The organism is Effusibacillus pohliae DSM 22757 (assembly GCF_000376225.1).
Taxonomy (GTDB): domain Bacteria; phylum Bacillota; class Bacilli; order Tumebacillales; family Effusibacillaceae; genus Effusibacillus; species Effusibacillus pohliae.
In genome coordinates, this window is record NZ_AQXL01000116.1 from 32,510 (window position 1) to 48,796 (window position 16,287).

17 protein-coding genes are annotated in these 16,287 nt (G+C 56.2%); all 17 read left to right on the plus strand.

Annotation, left to right across the window (positions count from 1 at the left end; all coding sequences use genetic code 11):
* Positions 1-104: 104 nt before the first annotated feature.
* The 17 genes from C230_RS0108080 to C230_RS0108165 all read left to right on the plus strand — a co-directional run bounded on the left by C230_RS0108080 (position 105) and on the right by C230_RS0108165 (position 16,196).
* Entirely contained in the window at positions 105-1,568 is a 1,464-nt protein-coding gene (locus C230_RS0108080) for an FMN-binding glutamate synthase family protein (RefSeq protein ID WP_018131527.1), read from the plus strand.
* A 31-nt stretch (positions 1,569-1,599) separates the two neighbouring features.
* Complete coding sequence (locus C230_RS0108085) at positions 1,600-3,036, plus strand: FMN-binding glutamate synthase family protein (protein ID WP_018131528.1); 1,437 nt, start codon at positions 1,600-1,602, stop codon at positions 3,034-3,036.
* Between the two features lie 404 nt (positions 3,037-3,440).
* Entirely contained in the window at positions 3,441-3,695 is a 255-nt protein-coding gene (locus C230_RS0108095) for a DUF4321 domain-containing protein (RefSeq protein ID WP_040393209.1), read from the plus strand.
* A gap of 9 nt (positions 3,696-3,704) precedes the next feature.
* Positions 3,705-4,304 (plus strand): Maf family protein, encoded by a 600-nt coding sequence (locus tag C230_RS0108100; RefSeq protein ID WP_018131531.1) that lies wholly within the window; start codon positions 3,705-3,707, stop codon positions 4,302-4,304.
* Entirely contained in the window at positions 4,301-5,008 is a 708-nt protein-coding gene (gene radC, locus C230_RS0108105) for a RadC family protein (RefSeq protein WP_018131532.1), read from the plus strand. The genes C230_RS0108100 and radC overlap by 4 nt, the downstream gene beginning before the upstream one ends.
* Before the next feature lie 39 nt (positions 5,009-5,047).
* Positions 5,048-6,082: a rod shape-determining protein gene (locus C230_RS0108110; protein ID WP_026174214.1), complete on the plus strand. Its 1,035-nt coding sequence runs from the start codon at positions 5,048-5,050 to the stop codon at positions 6,080-6,082.
* 24 nt (positions 6,083-6,106) lie between these two features.
* The gene (gene mreC / locus C230_RS0108115) at positions 6,107-6,946 is read left to right on the plus strand and encodes a rod shape-determining protein MreC (protein ID WP_018131534.1); all 840 of its coding nucleotides are present in this window, start codon (positions 6,107-6,109) and stop codon (positions 6,944-6,946) included.
* 9 nt (positions 6,947-6,955) lie between these two features.
* A complete protein-coding gene (gene mreD, locus C230_RS0108120; protein ID WP_018131535.1) occupies positions 6,956-7,465 on the plus strand; it encodes a rod shape-determining protein MreD in 510 nt (169 codons plus the stop codon).
* A 25-nt stretch (positions 7,466-7,490) separates the two neighbouring features.
* A complete protein-coding gene (mrdA, locus tag C230_RS0108125) occupies positions 7,491-9,344 on the plus strand; it encodes a penicillin-binding protein 2 (protein WP_018131536.1) in 1,854 nt (617 codons plus the stop codon).
* A gap of 64 nt (positions 9,345-9,408) precedes the next feature.
* The gene (gene minC, locus C230_RS0108130) at positions 9,409-10,089 is read left to right on the plus strand and encodes a septum site-determining protein MinC (protein WP_018131537.1); all 681 of its coding nucleotides are present in this window, start codon (positions 9,409-9,411) and stop codon (positions 10,087-10,089) included.
* 111 nt (positions 10,090-10,200) lie between these two features.
* The gene (minD, locus tag C230_RS0108135) at positions 10,201-10,998 is read left to right on the plus strand and encodes a septum site-determining protein MinD (RefSeq protein WP_018131538.1); all 798 of its coding nucleotides are present in this window, start codon (positions 10,201-10,203) and stop codon (positions 10,996-10,998) included.
* Between the two features lie 126 nt (positions 10,999-11,124).
* A complete protein-coding gene (gene rodA / locus C230_RS0108140) occupies positions 11,125-12,267 on the plus strand; it encodes a rod shape-determining protein RodA (protein WP_018131539.1) in 1,143 nt (380 codons plus the stop codon).
* A 67-nt stretch (positions 12,268-12,334) separates the two neighbouring features.
* A complete protein-coding gene (locus C230_RS0108145) occupies positions 12,335-13,165 on the plus strand; it encodes a M23 family metallopeptidase (protein ID WP_018131540.1) in 831 nt (276 codons plus the stop codon).
* A gap of 2 nt (positions 13,166-13,167) precedes the next feature.
* Positions 13,168-14,049, plus strand: coding sequence for a M50 family metallopeptidase (locus tag C230_RS19810; RefSeq protein WP_051074232.1), 882 nt, complete (start codon positions 13,168-13,170; stop codon positions 14,047-14,049).
* Between the two features lie 92 nt (positions 14,050-14,141).
* Positions 14,142-14,828 (plus strand): Crp/Fnr family transcriptional regulator, encoded by a 687-nt coding sequence (locus tag C230_RS0108155; RefSeq protein WP_018131542.1) that lies wholly within the window; start codon positions 14,142-14,144, stop codon positions 14,826-14,828.
* Positions 14,829-14,998: 170 nt separating this feature from the next.
* Positions 14,999-15,805 (plus strand): alpha/beta hydrolase, encoded by an 807-nt coding sequence (locus C230_RS0108160; protein WP_018131543.1) that lies wholly within the window; start codon positions 14,999-15,001, stop codon positions 15,803-15,805.
* 91 nt (positions 15,806-15,896) lie between these two features.
* Positions 15,897-16,196, plus strand: coding sequence for a hypothetical protein (locus C230_RS0108165; RefSeq protein WP_018131544.1), 300 nt, complete (start codon positions 15,897-15,899; stop codon positions 16,194-16,196).
* Positions 16,197-16,287 lie beyond the last annotated feature (91 nt).

Sequence of the window (16,287 nt, forward strand, 5' to 3'; positions counted from 1 at the left end):
TCCGGCAGTTGTTTGGCGAGAGTAATCAAGAAAAAAGTGGATAAAACTAAGATGTACAGGTTCTTTCAAATAAGCAGGTCGAGCGTTGCAATCGAGGGAAAGCCATGAATGTCAGTTGGTTGTTACTGGTGGCCGGAACATTTGCCGGAACGTTTTTGTCGCTGCTAGTGGCGGCGGTGGGCGGTTTGCTGTTCGCAAGGCCAATTGTGAAAGGGGTAACCGCTTACTTTCTTAAACGGTTGATGAAAGACCGGTACGCCGAGAATGTATGGGAAATGGTTACCGCGATGAAGCGAATTTCTCCTATTACTGTTCTGGAAAACAGCTTGCGAGCCGAAACAGGAAAGGTCATTGAGCGGCCTTTTGGAAGTCCGCGCAAATTTCTCAATTTTGATGGTCTGGTCTTTTCTCCCGCTCAACTGGCTGTATTGCCCGCCCATGAAAATTCGCCGGTAGACACAAAGATTGTGATCGGACCCACGGCGAAAAAACCATTAACGCTCGATATCCCCCTGCTATTGGGAGCCATGGGGTATGGCGTCGGTGTCAGCGACAAGGTCAGGATTGCGATGGCCAAAGCAACAGCGGCGGTTGGAACTGCTACCAACACGGGAGAAGGAGGTTTTTTGCCGGAGGACAGAGAGTACGCGAAATATTTAATCTATCAATATCATTCCGGACATTGGACGAAAGAACCGGAAATTCTGAAACAGGCGGACGCGATCGAGATCCACATCGGGCAGGGGGCGACAGCCGGGGCAGCCAGTTTTATTCCGCCCGAATACATGCAAGGGGAAGCGCGCGAGATTTTGCAGGTACCACCGGGAGAGACCGTCGTGATCCCCTCCCGTCACCGGGAAATCAATCAACCGCACGATCTGAAACGCTTGGTGCACAAGCTCCGTCAGATCACGGGAGGAGTTCCGATAGGAGTCAAGCTTTGTGCCGGTGCCCGATTGGAGGATGATTTGCGGGTGGCAGTTCGAGCGGATGTCGATTTCATCAATATTGACGGCGGGCAAGCTGGAACCAAGGGAGGAGCGCCGATCCTGGAGGACGATTTTGGTCTTCCAACCATTTATGCCTTGTGCCGGGCTGTGCGTTTTCTGCAGGAACAGGGCACAAAAGAAAAAATCAGCCTGCTGGTGGGCGGAGGCTTCGCCACACCCGGGGATTGTTTAAAAGCTTTGGCGTTAGGCGCTGACGGGATCTGTTTGGGCACTGCCGCTCTATGGGCGATGACACATACTCAGGTGACAAAGTCTCTCCCTTGGGAACCTCCGACTCAGTTGACTTTTTACTCCGGATCCTTGACCAACCAATTTGACGAAGTGCAGGCGGCGAAAAATCTCGAGAATTTTTTCAAGTCCTGCGTGGAAGAGATGAAAGTGGCGATCCGCGCGCTCGGGAAAAATTCGGTTCGGCAGGTGAACAAAAACGACTTGGCTGCTCTCGACGAATGGACCAGCAAAGTGACGAACGTTCCTTTGGCTTATGAGACTGCCAACCGCACGGAAATCAAAACGGGTTTCAAAAAACGAAAGTTTCGCAGGATCAAAAAAACGTAATGCACAAAATAACTATCATGTGAGGAGTGCCATGACAAACGCCGGTTGGTTTGCCTTTGTGATCGGATCGTTTATCGGGGGACTATTTTCGCTCTTTTTCGTCGGAATGATGGGGATTTTTTTTGCAAGAACCGGAATCAAATACGGTTTGGGATTGTTGCTCGAGCGGATCATGAAAGATCGATATGCTGAAAACATATGGGAAATGGTGACGGCGATGCACCGAATTCATCCGCGGATTGTTGTGGAAAACAGTCTCCGCGCCGAATCGGGAAAATTAATTAAAAGGCCGTTTGGCACTCCGCGCAGGTTTCTTCATTTTGACGGACTTGTGTTTTCGCCTGCGCAATTGGCCATTTTTCCTGCATATGAAAACATGCCGGTCGATCTGCAGACCGTCATCGGCGCCAAAGCCCAAAAACCCCTTCAGCTTGAAATCCCGTTACTGATGGCTCCCATGGGATACGGGGTTGCACTGAGCGAAAAAGCGAAACTAGCGATGGCAAAAGCGATGGCAGCCGTGGGAAGCGCCTCCAATGTGGGGGAAGGGGCATTTTTGCCGGAAGAAAGACAGTATGCCAGACGTCTGATTCTGCAATACCACCCGGCGCATTGGTCGAAGTCGCCAGAAATACTGCGGCAGGCGGACGCTATTGAGATTTTCATCGGAAGGGGAGCGACAGCGGGTGTGGGGACCACGATTCCACCTGAACTGATTCAGGGGAAAGCCAGACGAATGATGAATATTCCGCCGGGGGAACCGTTGGTCATCCCTAACCGGCACAATGACTTGAGCCATCCGGAAGATTTGAGACGGATGGTGCGAAAACTTCGAGAGATCACAGAAGGAATTCCGATCGGCATCAAGATCGGCGCCAGCCATGCATTGGAAGCGGAATTGGAGATCGCCATCCGGGCCGGTGTCGATTTTATTACGGTTGACGGTGGGCAAGCCGGTATAAGCGAGGCAGCTCCTATCTTGGAGGACGATTTCGGATTGCCGACGATTTATGCATTGTCGCGCAGCGTTCAATATCTGAGAAAGCGGGGAGTCAAAGATCGGATCAGCCTCATCATCAGCGGTGGTTTCTCCACTCCCGGCCATTGTCTGAAGGCGCTCGCACTTGGGGCCGATGCGGTATATATCGGGACAATAGCTTTGTGGTCCATGGTACATACACAGATCACTAAGGTTGTTCCCTGGGAACCACCCACGCAACTTGCTTTTTACTCTGGCAGCCAAACGGATCAGTTGAATGAACAGGAAGCTGCCAGAAATTTGGAGAATTTTTTTGCTTCCTGGATAGAAGAGATGAAGATCGCGATGCGAGCGCTTGGCAAACATTCACTGCGTCAAATCAACGCCCATGATCTGGTGGCGCTCGACGAATGGACAAGCCATGTGACAAAAGTTTGTCTTGCATACGGCTGCGTCCAATCGGCTGATAAGGCAAAAACGTTTTATTGAGGAAGTTCCGGCAAGCAAAAAACGAAAGTAAGAGAGAAGAGGACATGCACCCGGGTACCTGCGCGCCCGGGTGCCAAAGTTCGGAAGAGCGGGTTATTTTTTCGGACCCTGCTCCGGAATCGGCGCTAGCGGTTTGCCGTCCTGCCGCAGATCGTTGTCGTTGCGGGGGCTTTTTTTCTTGTTTGCCTGTTCCTTGAGTGCCATTCGATTCCCTCCTTTCCCCACAGTATGCCCAGGTGGCGGTTCGCAATGAGGGGCGGTTGTACGTTCCGAATGTCGATTTTTACAATATTTTCTTCCGTTTTTTCTCTTTTCCGGCAGGACATATGCGGCTTTTTGTCGAATTAAAATCGGGATTGTCGAGTTCTGGAAAGTGGACATGTCAGGTTAAAGGGGGTATGATTATGGCAAGGTCATCCTCCGGTACAGGGAGACTCGTTTTGTCCCTAGCGGTCGGGTTGACGATCGGCACGATCGCGGGCGACCTGCTGGGAAAAGCGTTCCATCTTCCCTGGCTGACAAATGCGTGGACACCGATTCAGTGGCATCCGGCCGGAGATTTTGGCATGATCAAATATGATCTCAACTTGCAGGTTAAACTAAATTTGTCAAGCCTCGCCGGGCTGGTTGTTGCCTTTTGGATTTCCAGAAAAATGTAGGTGGTGCGCGTGGGCAAAATCGTGCTGGCTTCCGGTTCGCCGCGGCGGCGTGAGCTGCTTTCCGGACTGGGGCTGAGCTTTGAAGTGAGGGTGCCCGATGTTGACGAGTCGATCGCCGGGCAGATGACGCCGGCTGAAATGGTTCGCACATTGGCGTACAGAAAAGCGTCCGCTGTTGCGAATGATGTACGGGACGGGATCGTCATCGGCGCCGATACGATCGTCGTTCTGGATGGCCAGGTGCTTGGTAAACCGGCGGATAAGCAGGACGCTCGCCGTATGCTGGGCAAGCTGCAGGGACGCGGCCATACCGTCTATTCCGGAGTGGCGGTGATCGATGCGGCGACCGGCAAACACCTGGTAGACCACCGTTCAACGCTTGTACATATGCGCTGTTTGACGGATGCCGAGATTGCAGCGTATGTCCGGACCGGTGAGCCGATGGACAAAGCGGGGTCGTATGCGATTCAGGGCATCGGATCGACCCTCGTCAACCGGATAGAGGGAGATTATTTTACTGTCGTGGGACTTCCCATGGAATTGCTCGCTTCGATGTTGACCTCCTTTGGTATTCATGTGTTGGGCACGGCAGAGGAAATTCAGAGGTGAGCGAGTTGAAAAGCGAATCGGTAACGCGTGTGCCCGTTCGCGATCTGCCGACGGAAGACAGGCCGCGGGAACGGCTGCTCCGCGACGGCGCGATCAGTCTCAGCAATGCGGAATTGTTGGCGATTTTGTTGCGAACGGGATCGAACGGGCAATCGGTGATCGGACTGGCGGAGCAGTTGTTGTCCCGGTTTGGCGGATTGCGTCCGCTGATGGAAGCGGACATCCGCGAACTGGTCGATATCCAGGGCATGGGGCCCGCCAAAGCGATCCAGATCCAGGCGGCAATCGAACTCGGCAAACGCATCGCCCGGCTGACCAGGGAACCGGTAACGGTGATCCGCAATCCCCAGGATGTGGCGGACCTGCTGATGGATCGCCTGCGGTTTGAGAAAAAGGAACATTTCATCGTGATCCACATGGACATCAAAAATCAGGTGATGGCGCAAGAAATTGCCTCCATCGGATCACTTGATACTTCGATCGTGCATCCCCGGGAAATTTTCAAATCCGCACTGAAGAAAAGTTCCGCTTCGATCATCTGCGTCCACAATCATCCCAGCGGCGACCCGACTCCAAGCCGGGAAGACATTCTGGTCACCCGGCGTCTGGCGGAAGTGGGTCAAATTCTGGGCATCGAACTGTTGGATCATGTGGTGATCGGGGAACACCGTTTTGTGAGCATGAAGGAAGAGGGCTTGTTTTAGCCTGAGACACAGCACTCGTCGTGAAGGGAGTATTCGATCATGTTTAGCAGTCGTGATATGGGAATCGATTTGGGAACCGCCAATACGTTGGTCTATGTGAAAGGAAAGGGAATCATCGTCCGCGAGCCGTCGGTCGTGGCCATCCGCACCGATTCCGGCGCGATTGAAGCGGTCGGCGAACAGGCGAAAATGATGATCGGCCGCACGCCCGGCAACATTGTGGCCGTGCGACCGATGAAGGACGGGGTGATTGCCGATTTTGACACAACGGCCACGATGCTGCGTTATTTTATCCGGCAGGCAATGAAGAAAAAATCGCTCCTTTCCGGCCGTCCGCGGGTGATGGTGTGCGTGCCGTCGGGCATCACGGCGGTTGAGAAAAGAGCTGTCGAAGATGCCACGCTGCAGGCGGGCGCGCGCGAAGCGCATACAATTGAAGAACCGATGGCGGCGGCGATCGGCGCCGGGTTGCCGGTAGGCGAGCCGACCGGTTCGATGGTGGTTGACATCGGCGGCGGTACGACGGAGGTCGCGATCATCTCGCTCGGCGGCATCGTCACCAGCCGTTCGATCCGCGTCGCGGGTGACGAAATGGATGAAGCGATCATTCAATACATCAAAAAAACCTACAACCTGATGATCGGGGAGCGCACCGCCGAGGAGCTGAAGATCTCGATCGGCTCCGCCATCCCGGCCGAACGCAAGGAAACGATGGAGATTCGCGGCCGCGATCTCGTGTCGGGACTGCCGAAGACGTTGACCATTTCGGCGGAAGAGATCGCCCGGGCGTTGGAAGACACCGTCAATGCGATCGTGGACACCGTGAAGATCACGTTGGAAAAAACGCCGCCGGAACTGGCCGCGGATATTATGGATCGCGGCATCGTGCTGACAGGGGGAGGGGCGCTTTTGCGGGATCTCGACCGGCTGCTGGCGAAAGAGACGGGCATGCCGGTGGTGGTAGCCGAGAATCCGCTCGATTGCGTCGCTTTGGGAACAGGCAAAGCGCTGGATCTGATCCATCTGTTCAAGAATCGGGGCGGATATGGCGCCAAGCGCAGATTCTCACGCTAACCAGGTAAAGGATGTGGGTTTCGGGTGCCCCGATTTAGCAACAACAAACGGCTGTTGGTATTGCTGGTGAGCCTGATTGGGCTGACCGTGATCGTCTCGTTCTCGATCAAACGGGAGCAGCTCACTTGGCCGGAGAAACTGTTGCTCGACGCGGTTTCATCCGTGCAAAAACTGATCTATCAGCCGGTCGCGCATATCGCCGGGTTCGTCGATGAGGTTCAGCAGATCCGTGCGCTGTATGAGGAAAACACGATCCTGAAAGCCAACTTGCGGGATTACAACATGCTCAGCGCCCGCCTGGCCGAACTGGAGCAGCGCAACAAACAGTTGGAAGCGGCGCTGAATTTTAAGGAACACAGCAAGTTTACCATGTTTGCGGCGAACGTCACCGGCCGCAGCACGGATTGGAACTCGTCGATCACGATCGACAAAGGGGCAAAAGACGGCGTCAGGAAGGATATGGCGGTGATCGCGCCGGACGGCGGACTGGTCGGTAGAGTGATGAGCGTCGCCGATCACAACAGTACGGTCAGCTTGATCACCGACACGAACGGGCCGGGCATTTCCGCCATGGAGGTTTCATCGCGGGCGGTCGGGATCGTCAGCGGGTCCAGCAGCCAGCTGGGGGCGGTCGAGATGAGCCTGGTCAACCGGGAAGTCAACCTGCAGCCGGGACAGAAGGTGGTCACTTCGTATTTGTCGGATGTGTTCCCGGCCGGCATCCCGATTGGGGAAATCGTCGACAGGGCGCCGGAAAATTCCGGGCTGACCCAAAAAGCGACAATCAAACCGGCCGCCAAGCTGGACCGGCTGGAAATCGTGTTTGTCGTGCAGCGCGAATCGGCGGCTGGCGGCGGGCGCTAGGAGGCGGGTATGCGTCCGGTCTATCTGTTTCTCGTTTTGTTGTTCGGATTGATCGTGCAGACCACCGTGTTCGTGCAAAAACCGTTCAATTGGTTCCAGCCGATGCTGCCCGTGTTGTTGACCGTGCTGATCGCCTTCTATCGCGGCTCGCTGCTGGCGATGCTGCTTGGAGGCCTGGTGGGGCTGATCCAGGATGTCGTGTATGGCAGTTTTATCGGAATGCACGCGTTTTGCCTGGGGGCGGCTGGATATTTTTCGGGCTTGGTGTTCCGCTCGTTTCTGCAGCGAAGCCTGATCATGCTGATCTTTGTCATCCTGGGCTTTACGGGCGCTTACGAAATCGCTAATTACGGGATCGCCATGATCTTCGGGCGAATCCGCGTCGACCTGCTGGCCGTGCTGACAAATGCGATTCGGCTGATGATCTTTAACGGCGTGTTCGCCCTGCTGTTGTATCCGCTGGCGGACAAATGGTTGCCGGCGAAAGACAAACGGAGATTGGGAGAGGAATATCTCTAACCGGCTGACGGGGAGGGAGTTCCTTGTGCAAGATATCGGAATCGATCGGAAGAAACGATGGATGTGGGTAAAAGTCGCAGTGGTTGGGGCTTTCGCCGCCCTTCTGCTTCGACTTTTTACTATGCAAGTCAGCAACGGCGCCGTCTACCGGGCAAAAGTCGAACAGGACCGCGTTGACCGGTTTGCGATCGACGCCCCGCGTGGCCGGATTCTCGACCGCAACGGCGTGGTGCTGGCAGATGTGAAAACGGTCTTCAATCTCGTCTATCTGCCGCTCGAGGGCCGGGACAAAGCGGAAGCGATTGCGCAGGTGCTGGCGCCTGTGTTGGGAAAGCGGCCGGACGAGCTTCTGGCTGTGATGGATTCAGGTGAACGGCCCAAGCTGCCGCGTTCGGTTCCCAGGCGGATATTTTCCGATCTGAACGACAAACAACGATCGTTTATTCGGGAGCATCAGGACACCCTGCCGGGTGTTCATCTTGTTGTAGAGTCAAAACGGGAATACAAGCAGCGCCAGCTGGCTTCCCATGTGATCGGGTACCTGAATTCGATCCCGCCGGAAGAGTGGGCGACCTATCGGGTGCGGGGATACACCTTGGATGCGCAGGTTGGGGTGTACGGCATCGAAAAACAGTATGAACCTCATCTGAAAGGGACGAATGGAGCGCTCGTGATCGAGAGCGGACGGGATGCGTCCGGCAAGTGCAGCGTGCGGGAAGCCGCCTGCGTTCCGGGCCACAATCTGATACTCAACCTCGATGCCCGTTTGCAAACGGTGACGGAACAGGCATTGGCAGAGCAAATCCGGGCGATCAACGCCGATCCGAAAAGGCGAAAAGTCTCCCATGCGTCGGCCGTGGCGATCAACCCGCAGACGGGAGAAATCCTGGCGATGGCGAGTTATCCGGGGTTTGAACCGCAAATCTGGGTGGGCGGGATTTCACCTGCCGCCTATCGGGCATTTCAGCCGGCCCAGCAAAATTGGGCCGTCCAAGTGCCGGTGCCGCCCGGCTCCACAGTGAAACCTCTCACCCTGCTGCTGGCCCTGGAAAAAGGGGCCGTCTCGCCGCGCCAGACGATTTATGATCCGGGACGGCTGCAGGTGGGATGGGAACGCAATGGTGCTCCCCACTATTTTTATTGTTGGAACCATTCCGGTCACGGACCGGTCGACGCCCGCCGGGCGCTCGCCGTTTCCTGCAACGTCTACATGTACCAGTTGAGCTTGTGGCTGGGCAACTACTCGCCAACGAAAAATGCGGCACACTGGCTGCAGGCGGAACTGCCGGCGGCCCTCCGCGATTTTCGCGAATATCATCGAAAGTTTGGGCTTGGTGTGCCGACAGGTGTCGACCTGCCGGAGGAAGTGAGAGGCCGCTTCTCGACGACCGGTCAGCTGGCGGACCTGCCGTTTGCGGCGATCGGTCAGAATCAAGCTTACACCGCGTTGCAACTGGCCCAGTACGTAAGCGTGCTTGCGAACGGAGGGAAACGGCTGGAACCGCATGTGGTGAAAGAAATCAGGACGCATGACGGCAAGCTGGTGCAGCGGGTCGGGCCGAAAGTGTTGAATGAAGTGAACATCAGCCCGGCCGCCTTGCAAGTGGTGCGGGAAGGGATGCGCGATGTGACCGGCAAGCCTTACGGAACCGCCTATCAAACGTTCAAAGATGCGGCCTATTCGGTTGCCGGCAAGACGGGAACGGCAGAGACGGGGCGGGGAGAGGACAACGCTTTGTTTATCGGGTTTGCTCCCTATGAAAATCCGCAGATTGCGATCGCGGTCGTCGTGCCGGAAGGCGGGCACGGGGCGGATTCGAGTGGCCCGATTGCCAGAAAAATGCTCGACGCATTTTTTCAGGAAGGAATACGGCCCTGATTTGACGAATTATTACGAGCGTAGTACGTGATTTCGAGTGCAGCAGAAGACAGGAGGACCCGACATGCAGGATCAACCCGGGTGCGAGATGCCTCGCATGGCCAGACATCCTGTAACGATCAAAGGCGTCCGCGATGGATTGGTGTTTCTGCTTGACGATCAATGCCGGTTTGATGAAATCATTGTCGATCTCAAGGAGAAATTGCACGGCGCCCAGGGCCAACTGTTTATCGGTCCGATTGTGCACGTGACGATCCAGACGGGCCGTCGAAGTTTGACGCATCAGCAAAAAGAACAGATTCGCGGACTTTTGAGCGTGTACGGAAACCTGATCATCCAGGAATTTGTTTCAGACAATCCGGAAGACTCCACCCGCCGGCCACCAGTCTCGCTTCTTTACAGGGGAACGGTGCGCTCTGGTCAGGTGTTGCAATACGACGGGGATATTACGATTATTGGCGATGTCAATCCGGGCGGCCAGGTGTTGGCCAGCGGCGACATTTTTGTGATGGGCACGCTTCGCGGCATGGCGCACGCAGGTTGCAACGGGAACGAAAATGCGATCATCGGCGCTGTCTACTTTCAGCCGACGCAGTTGCGGATCAGCAACGTGATTTCCCGTTCGCCCGACGTGCCGTCGCAAATGCAATTGGAAGCGACCGAGATGGAGTTCGCTTATTTGCGCAACGGCAAGATGGCAGTTGACAAACTGCTGAACTTATACAGCATTCGGCCGAGAAAGTAGCCGGTAGAAACGGTGCAATCCAGCTCTGAAGCTTCGCGTCGCTTGTAATGGGTGAGATTTGAAGTGAGTTTGGGGTCACTTTGAGAGGACTGTGGGAGGGGGGCTTGCCAAATGGGTGAATCGATCGTAGTCACATCGGGAAAGGGCGGCGTCGGCAAAACATCCACGTCCGCCAATGTTGGAACGGCACTTGCTCTGTCCGGGAAAAAAGTGTGTCTGGTTGATGCGGACATCGGCCTCCGCAATTTGGACGTGGTGCTGGGGCTTGAGAACCGGATCATTTACGATATCGTCGACGTGGTCAACGGCTCCTGCCGGCTGGAACAGGCGCTGATCAAGGACAAACGGTTTGAGCATCTGTTTTTGCTGCCGGCCTCGCAAACGAAAGACAAGACGGCGCTGGTGCCGGAATCGGTGAAACAGATCGTGGCCGAACTGAAGGAAAAATTCGATTTTGTGATCATCGATTGTCCCGCCGGCATTGAACAGGGGTTTCAGCTTGCGATTGCCGGCGCCGACCGGGCGATCGTCGTGACGACTCCCGAGAATACGGCCGTACGCGATGCCGACCGGGTGATCGGACTGCTGGAAAAGGCGAAAATCCACGGCCCAAAGCTTGTCATCAACCGCATCCGGCCGCAAATGGTGCGGCAGGGGGACATGCTGGACATCGATGAGATCGTGGCGATCCTGGCGATCGATCTGTTGGGAGTCGTGCCGGATGACGAGTGTGTCATCTCCGGTTCGAATCACGGCGAGCCGGTGGTGCTGAATCCTTCGTCCAAGGCAGCGATCGCCTATCGGAACATCGCCAGACGGATTTTGGGCGATTCGGTGCCGCTGATGAACCTGTATGACAATCCGGGATTTTTCAGCAAGTTCAAGAAACTGATCGGATTTGGCCGCTAAGCGGGGAAGCGGCAGAAACAAAAAATGGCCGAAAAGCAAGCGGTCGGCGGCAACGGGACATACTGGAAACGAGAGGGGAATCGGTAGAAACAATCTGATTCCCCGTTTGTTTTCGGAGGGAACCGCATGATCGAGCGTGCGCCGAACAAACGCATGGAGGACCTGGATGTCCCGATTATCCTGATCGTAGCCGTGCTGGCCGTCCTCTCGGTGCTGATGGTCTCCAGCGCGTCGCGCGTCAATCTGACGGGCGATCCATCGTATTTTTATATCCGGCAGGCACTGTGGTTTGCGCTCGGGTTTGCGGCCATGTTTGCGGTGATCCGCTATGACTATGCGGACTACTGCCGGTATTGGAAGTGGTTGTACGGGTTCGGTGTCGGATCGCTGCTGCTCGTGTTTGCGGTCGGCAGCGTGACGAACGGTGCGCAAAGCTGGTTTCACCTGGGACCGTTCAAGTTCGAACCCGCCGAATTGATGAAAATCATCTTCATCCTGTTCCTTGCACAGTTGCTGCAAAACGCAGAACAAATTGGATCATTCCGGCAATTTGCCAAAATTTTGTCGCTTGTGCTGCTGCCGGTCGGATTGGTGACCCTGCAGCCCGATCTGGGAACGGCGATGATGATGGCTGCGATCGTCTGCGGGATGTTCTGGACGGCAGGCATCGTCCGCCGGCAGATCCTAGTGCTCGTTTCGCTGGCTGGGGGAACGCTGGCTGCTCTCTGGGCGATCTACCTGTTGCGGAAAGACCTGTTTTTTTCGCTGATCCATCCTTATCAATGGGAGCGGCTGACGATGTTTCTCCATCCGGATGCCGCGCAAAACGGCGCCGGTTATCAGTTGCACCAGTCGATGCTGGCAATCGGCGCCGGCCAGGTCTGGGGGGAAGGGCTCTACCGCGGCATTCAGACACAGGGGGCGTGGATTCCGGAGCGGCACACCGACTTTATCTTTGCCGTGATCGGGGAAGAACTCGGCTTTGCCGGAGCCGGATTGTTGCTTTTCTCCTATTGCTGGCTGCTGCTGCGGATGATCAAAATCGGCCGGGAAGCGCGCGACCCGCAGGGTTCGTTGATCGCCGCCGGGGTGGTGTCGATGTTTCTCGTCCAAGTGTTTGAAAATGTGGGAATGACGATGTCGCTGACGCCGATCACGGGCATCACGTTGCCGCTGATGTCCTACGGGGGGAGTTCGATCCTGTCCAGCATGCTGGCGATCGGCCTGGTGCTGAACGTGGGGTACCGGCGGAAGAAAATCAAATTTTAAGCGGTCATATCCTAGTCCTACGGCGAATAGGATATATCACGATCGTGTGGACAAAGGGGGTACGACCGTGAAACAATCGCCATCTTGGGATGAACAAGAAACCCAATTTCCGCCTCCCTCGCATCCCGTGTTTCAAAACCTGCGGGAACAGGACGAACGAACAGGCTACCGCCGGCCGTCATTCAGCCCTTACCGGTTCGCCGGACGGCGGTGGGGAACGCCGGATCGGCCCCGCTTCTCCCGCTGGGACGGCCCTTGGTCGGATCGGGCATACAGAGAATATGAACTGGAAGAAACGGAAAGCAACCGCATCGTCGGGCAGGTGATCGGAGCGGCAGTGCTCGTGCTGGTGACGTATGTGTCCTTCCACTCTTCGCACCCGCTGGCCGAACGCTTCCAACAGATCGCGAAAACGGTGATGACGCAGGAAACCGATTTTTCGGCTCTGTCCAACTGGATGGCGGCCCATCTCGGCGACGCGAGGCTGGCGCTGCCGGTGTCGGTGCCAGGTGCCAAAACGGTCGGCGAAGATCTCAACTACGTGGCGCCGCTTGCCAGCTTTAAGCTGATCAGCGGTTTTGACGCAAGCAAGCAGCCGGGCGTGATTCTGCAGACCGCCGCCGGTTCGGAAGTGAAAACGGTCGCCAAAGGCAAAGTCAAAGCGTATGACAAGAATGAGCAGTACGGGATATATGTGATTGTCGATCACGGCGATGCGGCGGGGGAAACGCTGTACGGGCACCTCGAGTCGGTCTCGGTGAAACCGGGTGATTGGTTGTATACGGGTCAGGTGATCGGAACCACCGGCAAAAAAGACCCGTCCGATTTGTACTTCGCCCATTTTGTCAAAAACAAGCCGGTCGATCCGCAGGACATTTTGGCGCGAGTGGGGCGGTGATCGTGGAAAAACGGCCGGTGAAGGGGATGAAATGGAAGCTTCATCCTCTTTTTGTTCTGCTGCTGGTTGCTTCCGCCTGGACTCCCTATTTCCGGGAGATACTGCTGCTGTTTGGCACCGTGCTGCTGCACGAATTGGGGCATGTGACCGCCGCCCTGTTTTACGGGTACCGGGTGAAGGAACTGGAACTGCTGCCGTTTGGCGGGGTTGCCCGACTGGAACACGGATCGATGGGATGGCGGCCGCGGCACGAAACGATCATCGCGATCGCCGGGCCGTTTGTCAATTTTCTGCTACTGATGCTGGCCATCTCTTTGCACGGATCCGATTTGCTGCCGGACGAGGTTGCGGCCGATTTGATCGAAATCAATCTGTCACTTGCATTTTTCAATCTGCTGCCTGCGCTACCGCTCGACGGAGGCCGGATTTTGCGGGCGGCGTATGCACGCTCCCTCGGATTTCAGAGGGCGACGGGGGTGGCGATCGGTATGGCGTTTCTGCTTTCAACCGTTTTGATGGCTGCCGGGTTGTTGGCGTTGTTGGCCGGGTTTGTGCAAGTGGGGATGGTCACGCTCGGCGTGTTTTTGTTCGTCTCCGCTTGGCAGTTGCGCCGTCAGATGTACTATGATACAGTCCGGTTTCTCGATACGAAACGGCGGCAACGATTCGATCGCCCGCTGCCTGTCCGCTCACTCGCCGCCGCGGCCGACACTCCCTTGATGCAGGTGCTCACGCAGTTTGCGCCGGATGCTTACCACGTGGTGTACGTGCGGGATGAAAAGCGGCAAACGCTGCGCATCCTGATCGAGGAAGAGCTGCTGGACGCCGCCATGAAACCGGGTGGAGTCCGCATGCCGCTCGGCCGATTGTTTGCTGAACCGTGAACGCGGGCGGCTCCGGCCCCTTGCCAGAATCACGGAAAATGTGTTACGGTTAACTATACAGGGTTTTCCGGATCTCGAGGAGGGAAGTCGGAATGGCCAGTTTATGTGCGGCTTGTGAATTGAGGGAATATGATCTGTTTCGGGGTGTCGAACAAACGGAACTGGAGCAGCTTGGAAAAGGCAGTCAACCGACTGTTGTGCCGAAGCGAAATTATATTTTTACGCCGGATGAGCCAAGTAACTCGGTGTATCTCTTAAAAAGCGGCCGCGTACGGATTTCCCGGCTGTCCGACACGGGCAAGCATTTCACGCTGGTGATCCTGGAGCCGGGGGCGATTTTCGGCGAGAGCGCCATCTTCGGCGATCAACCGCGCAAGTATTATGCGGAAGCGCTCGACGATGCCCATATCTGCAAAATCGACAAGCTCGAATTCGAAAAAATCATCGCGCGCAATCCGATGGTTTCGCTGCGGCTGGCGCAAATCGTCGAGCGGCGGCTGGAAGAAGCGCAGGAACAAATGGAGAATCTCGTGTTCTACGACGTGCAAACGCGGCTCGCCCGGCTTCTGTTGAAGCTGGCCGATCTGCACGGCGAGCGGGTTCCGGGCGGCGTCAAAATCGGCATCCGGCTGACACACGAGGATCTCGCCAGCCTGATCGGATCGACGCGGGAGACGACCAGCAAAATTTTGAATGAGTTCAAGGCGGCCGGACACATTGCGGTGGTTAAACGGCACATTGTCTTGCTCGACCAAAAAGCGCTTGCCGATATGCAATAAACAATAGAAGCAGGGAGATCGCAGACATTCGCGGATTGGGTGTCTGCGTTTTTTTATACTTGCGGCAAGGGGCGCTTCCCCGACAGTGAAGCAAGCAGGAATTTCAGACGATTTCAACGAATTATTGACGCAAATCGGGACGCGGGATGTTTCCTGAGGGAGGGAGAGGTATGCAGGAACTGCATTTTCAGAAGCGGCTGCCGGAGGATCAGGTGCGGGCCGCCATCCTGCTGGTGCATGGAGCGGGGGAGCACAGCGGCCGTTACCAGCATGTCATCGACTGGTTTGGCGAGCGGCAGCTGGCGGTGTTTGCCGGCGATCTGCCGGGGTTCGGCCGGTCGCCGGGCAGGCGGGGCCACATTGCGGCATTTGCCGAGTATGTGGAGACGGTTCGCGGTTGGCTGACGGAAGCGAAACAGTCAGTTGGCGAGGCGCCGATTTTTGTACTGGGGCATTCGATGGGTGGACTGGTCACGGTGCGGTTGCTGCAGCAGACCGACGCGAGCGGGCTACCGCTTCATGGAGTGATTCTGACGTCGCCCTGCCTGCGGCTGAAAATGCAGGTTCCTGCCTGGAAACGAAAGATGGCGAGCGTCCTCAATCGGCTCGTGCCCGGTTTTCGCCTGCCGAACGGGATTGCACCGGCGGACGTTTCCCGTTCCCCCCAGATCGTGCAAAGCTATGCGGCAGATCCGTATAACGAGCGGCGTGTTTCCGTCCGCTGGTATAACGAATTGCAAGATGCCATGCAGTCAGCGTCGGTCGAAGCGGGAAAAATCCGGCATCCGCTGCTGCTATTGCAGGCGGGTGCGGACCGGCTGGTAGATCCGGAGGCGGCGATTCCGTTTTTTGAAAAATTGGCCTCACGGGATAAACAATTCAAGATCTACCCCGGCTGCTACCACGAACTGTTGAATGAACCGGAAAGGGAACAGGTGTTGGCCGACATCCTCGAGTGGATCGACACCAGGATCTAGCGATATTGTTTCCCGCCCGTCCGGCCGGAAAACATTTCCGGGGCAGCTTCATACACTGCAAAGAGACGCCTTTGCAAAAGGGGGCTGTTCCATGTCGACCTATATCTGGATTGCAGCGGTGAGCGGCTTGATCTTGCATCTGCTGCTCTCGACCGCCCGCATCTACCGCAGGCTGATTTTCGAACTGTTGCCGCAGGCGGCTGAGGAGCACCGGCATACCATGCAGTTCGACCTGATTGGCTCATTGATTGAGAGGCGGCTGTGGCGGCTCGCATTGGTGCTGCCGATCGCTTTCCTATGCACGTTTGTCTTGCTGCCGTACGATTTGCTGAAAGGGTGGCATTGGATCGAAGTGCGGATTTTGCGCCTGTTGGAAAGGCGCACGTCATAGTCCCATCCAGAGGTGGCGCGGTTCACCAACAGGGGCAGTCGGTGCAGGCCGGCTGACCATTTTTTTGCGATTGACAAGCAGGCGCGGCAGG

Bases quoted from the DNA above. Each gene is read 5' to 3' on its own strand.
- C230_RS0108080 (WP_018131527.1), top strand. From the start codon at position 105: ATGAATGTCAGTTGGTTGTTACTGGTGGCCGGAACATTTGCCGGAACG.
- C230_RS0108085 (WP_018131528.1), top strand. From the start codon at position 1,600: ATGACAAACGCCGGTTGGTTTGCCTTTGTGATCGGATCGTTTATCGGG.
- C230_RS0108095 (WP_040393209.1), top strand. From the start codon at position 3,441: ATGGCAAGGTCATCCTCCGGTACAGGGAGACTCGTTTTGTCCCTAGCG.
- C230_RS0108110 (WP_026174214.1), top strand. From the start codon at position 5,048: ATGTTTAGCAGTCGTGATATGGGAATCGATTTGGGAACCGCCAATACG.
- mreD (WP_018131535.1), top strand. From the start codon at position 6,956: ATGCGTCCGGTCTATCTGTTTCTCGTTTTGTTGTTCGGATTGATCGTG.
- minC (WP_018131537.1), top strand. From the start codon at position 9,409: ATGCAGGATCAACCCGGGTGCGAGATGCCTCGCATGGCCAGACATCCT.
- minD (WP_018131538.1), top strand. From the start codon at position 10,201: ATGGGTGAATCGATCGTAGTCACATCGGGAAAGGGCGGCGTCGGCAAA.
- rodA (WP_018131539.1), top strand. From the start codon at position 11,125: ATGATCGAGCGTGCGCCGAACAAACGCATGGAGGACCTGGATGTCCCG.
- C230_RS0108155 (WP_018131542.1), top strand. From the start codon at position 14,142: ATGGCCAGTTTATGTGCGGCTTGTGAATTGAGGGAATATGATCTGTTT.
- C230_RS0108160 (WP_018131543.1), top strand. From the start codon at position 14,999: ATGCAGGAACTGCATTTTCAGAAGCGGCTGCCGGAGGATCAGGTGCGG.
- C230_RS0108165 (WP_018131544.1), top strand. From the start codon at position 15,897: ATGTCGACCTATATCTGGATTGCAGCGGTGAGCGGCTTGATCTTGCAT.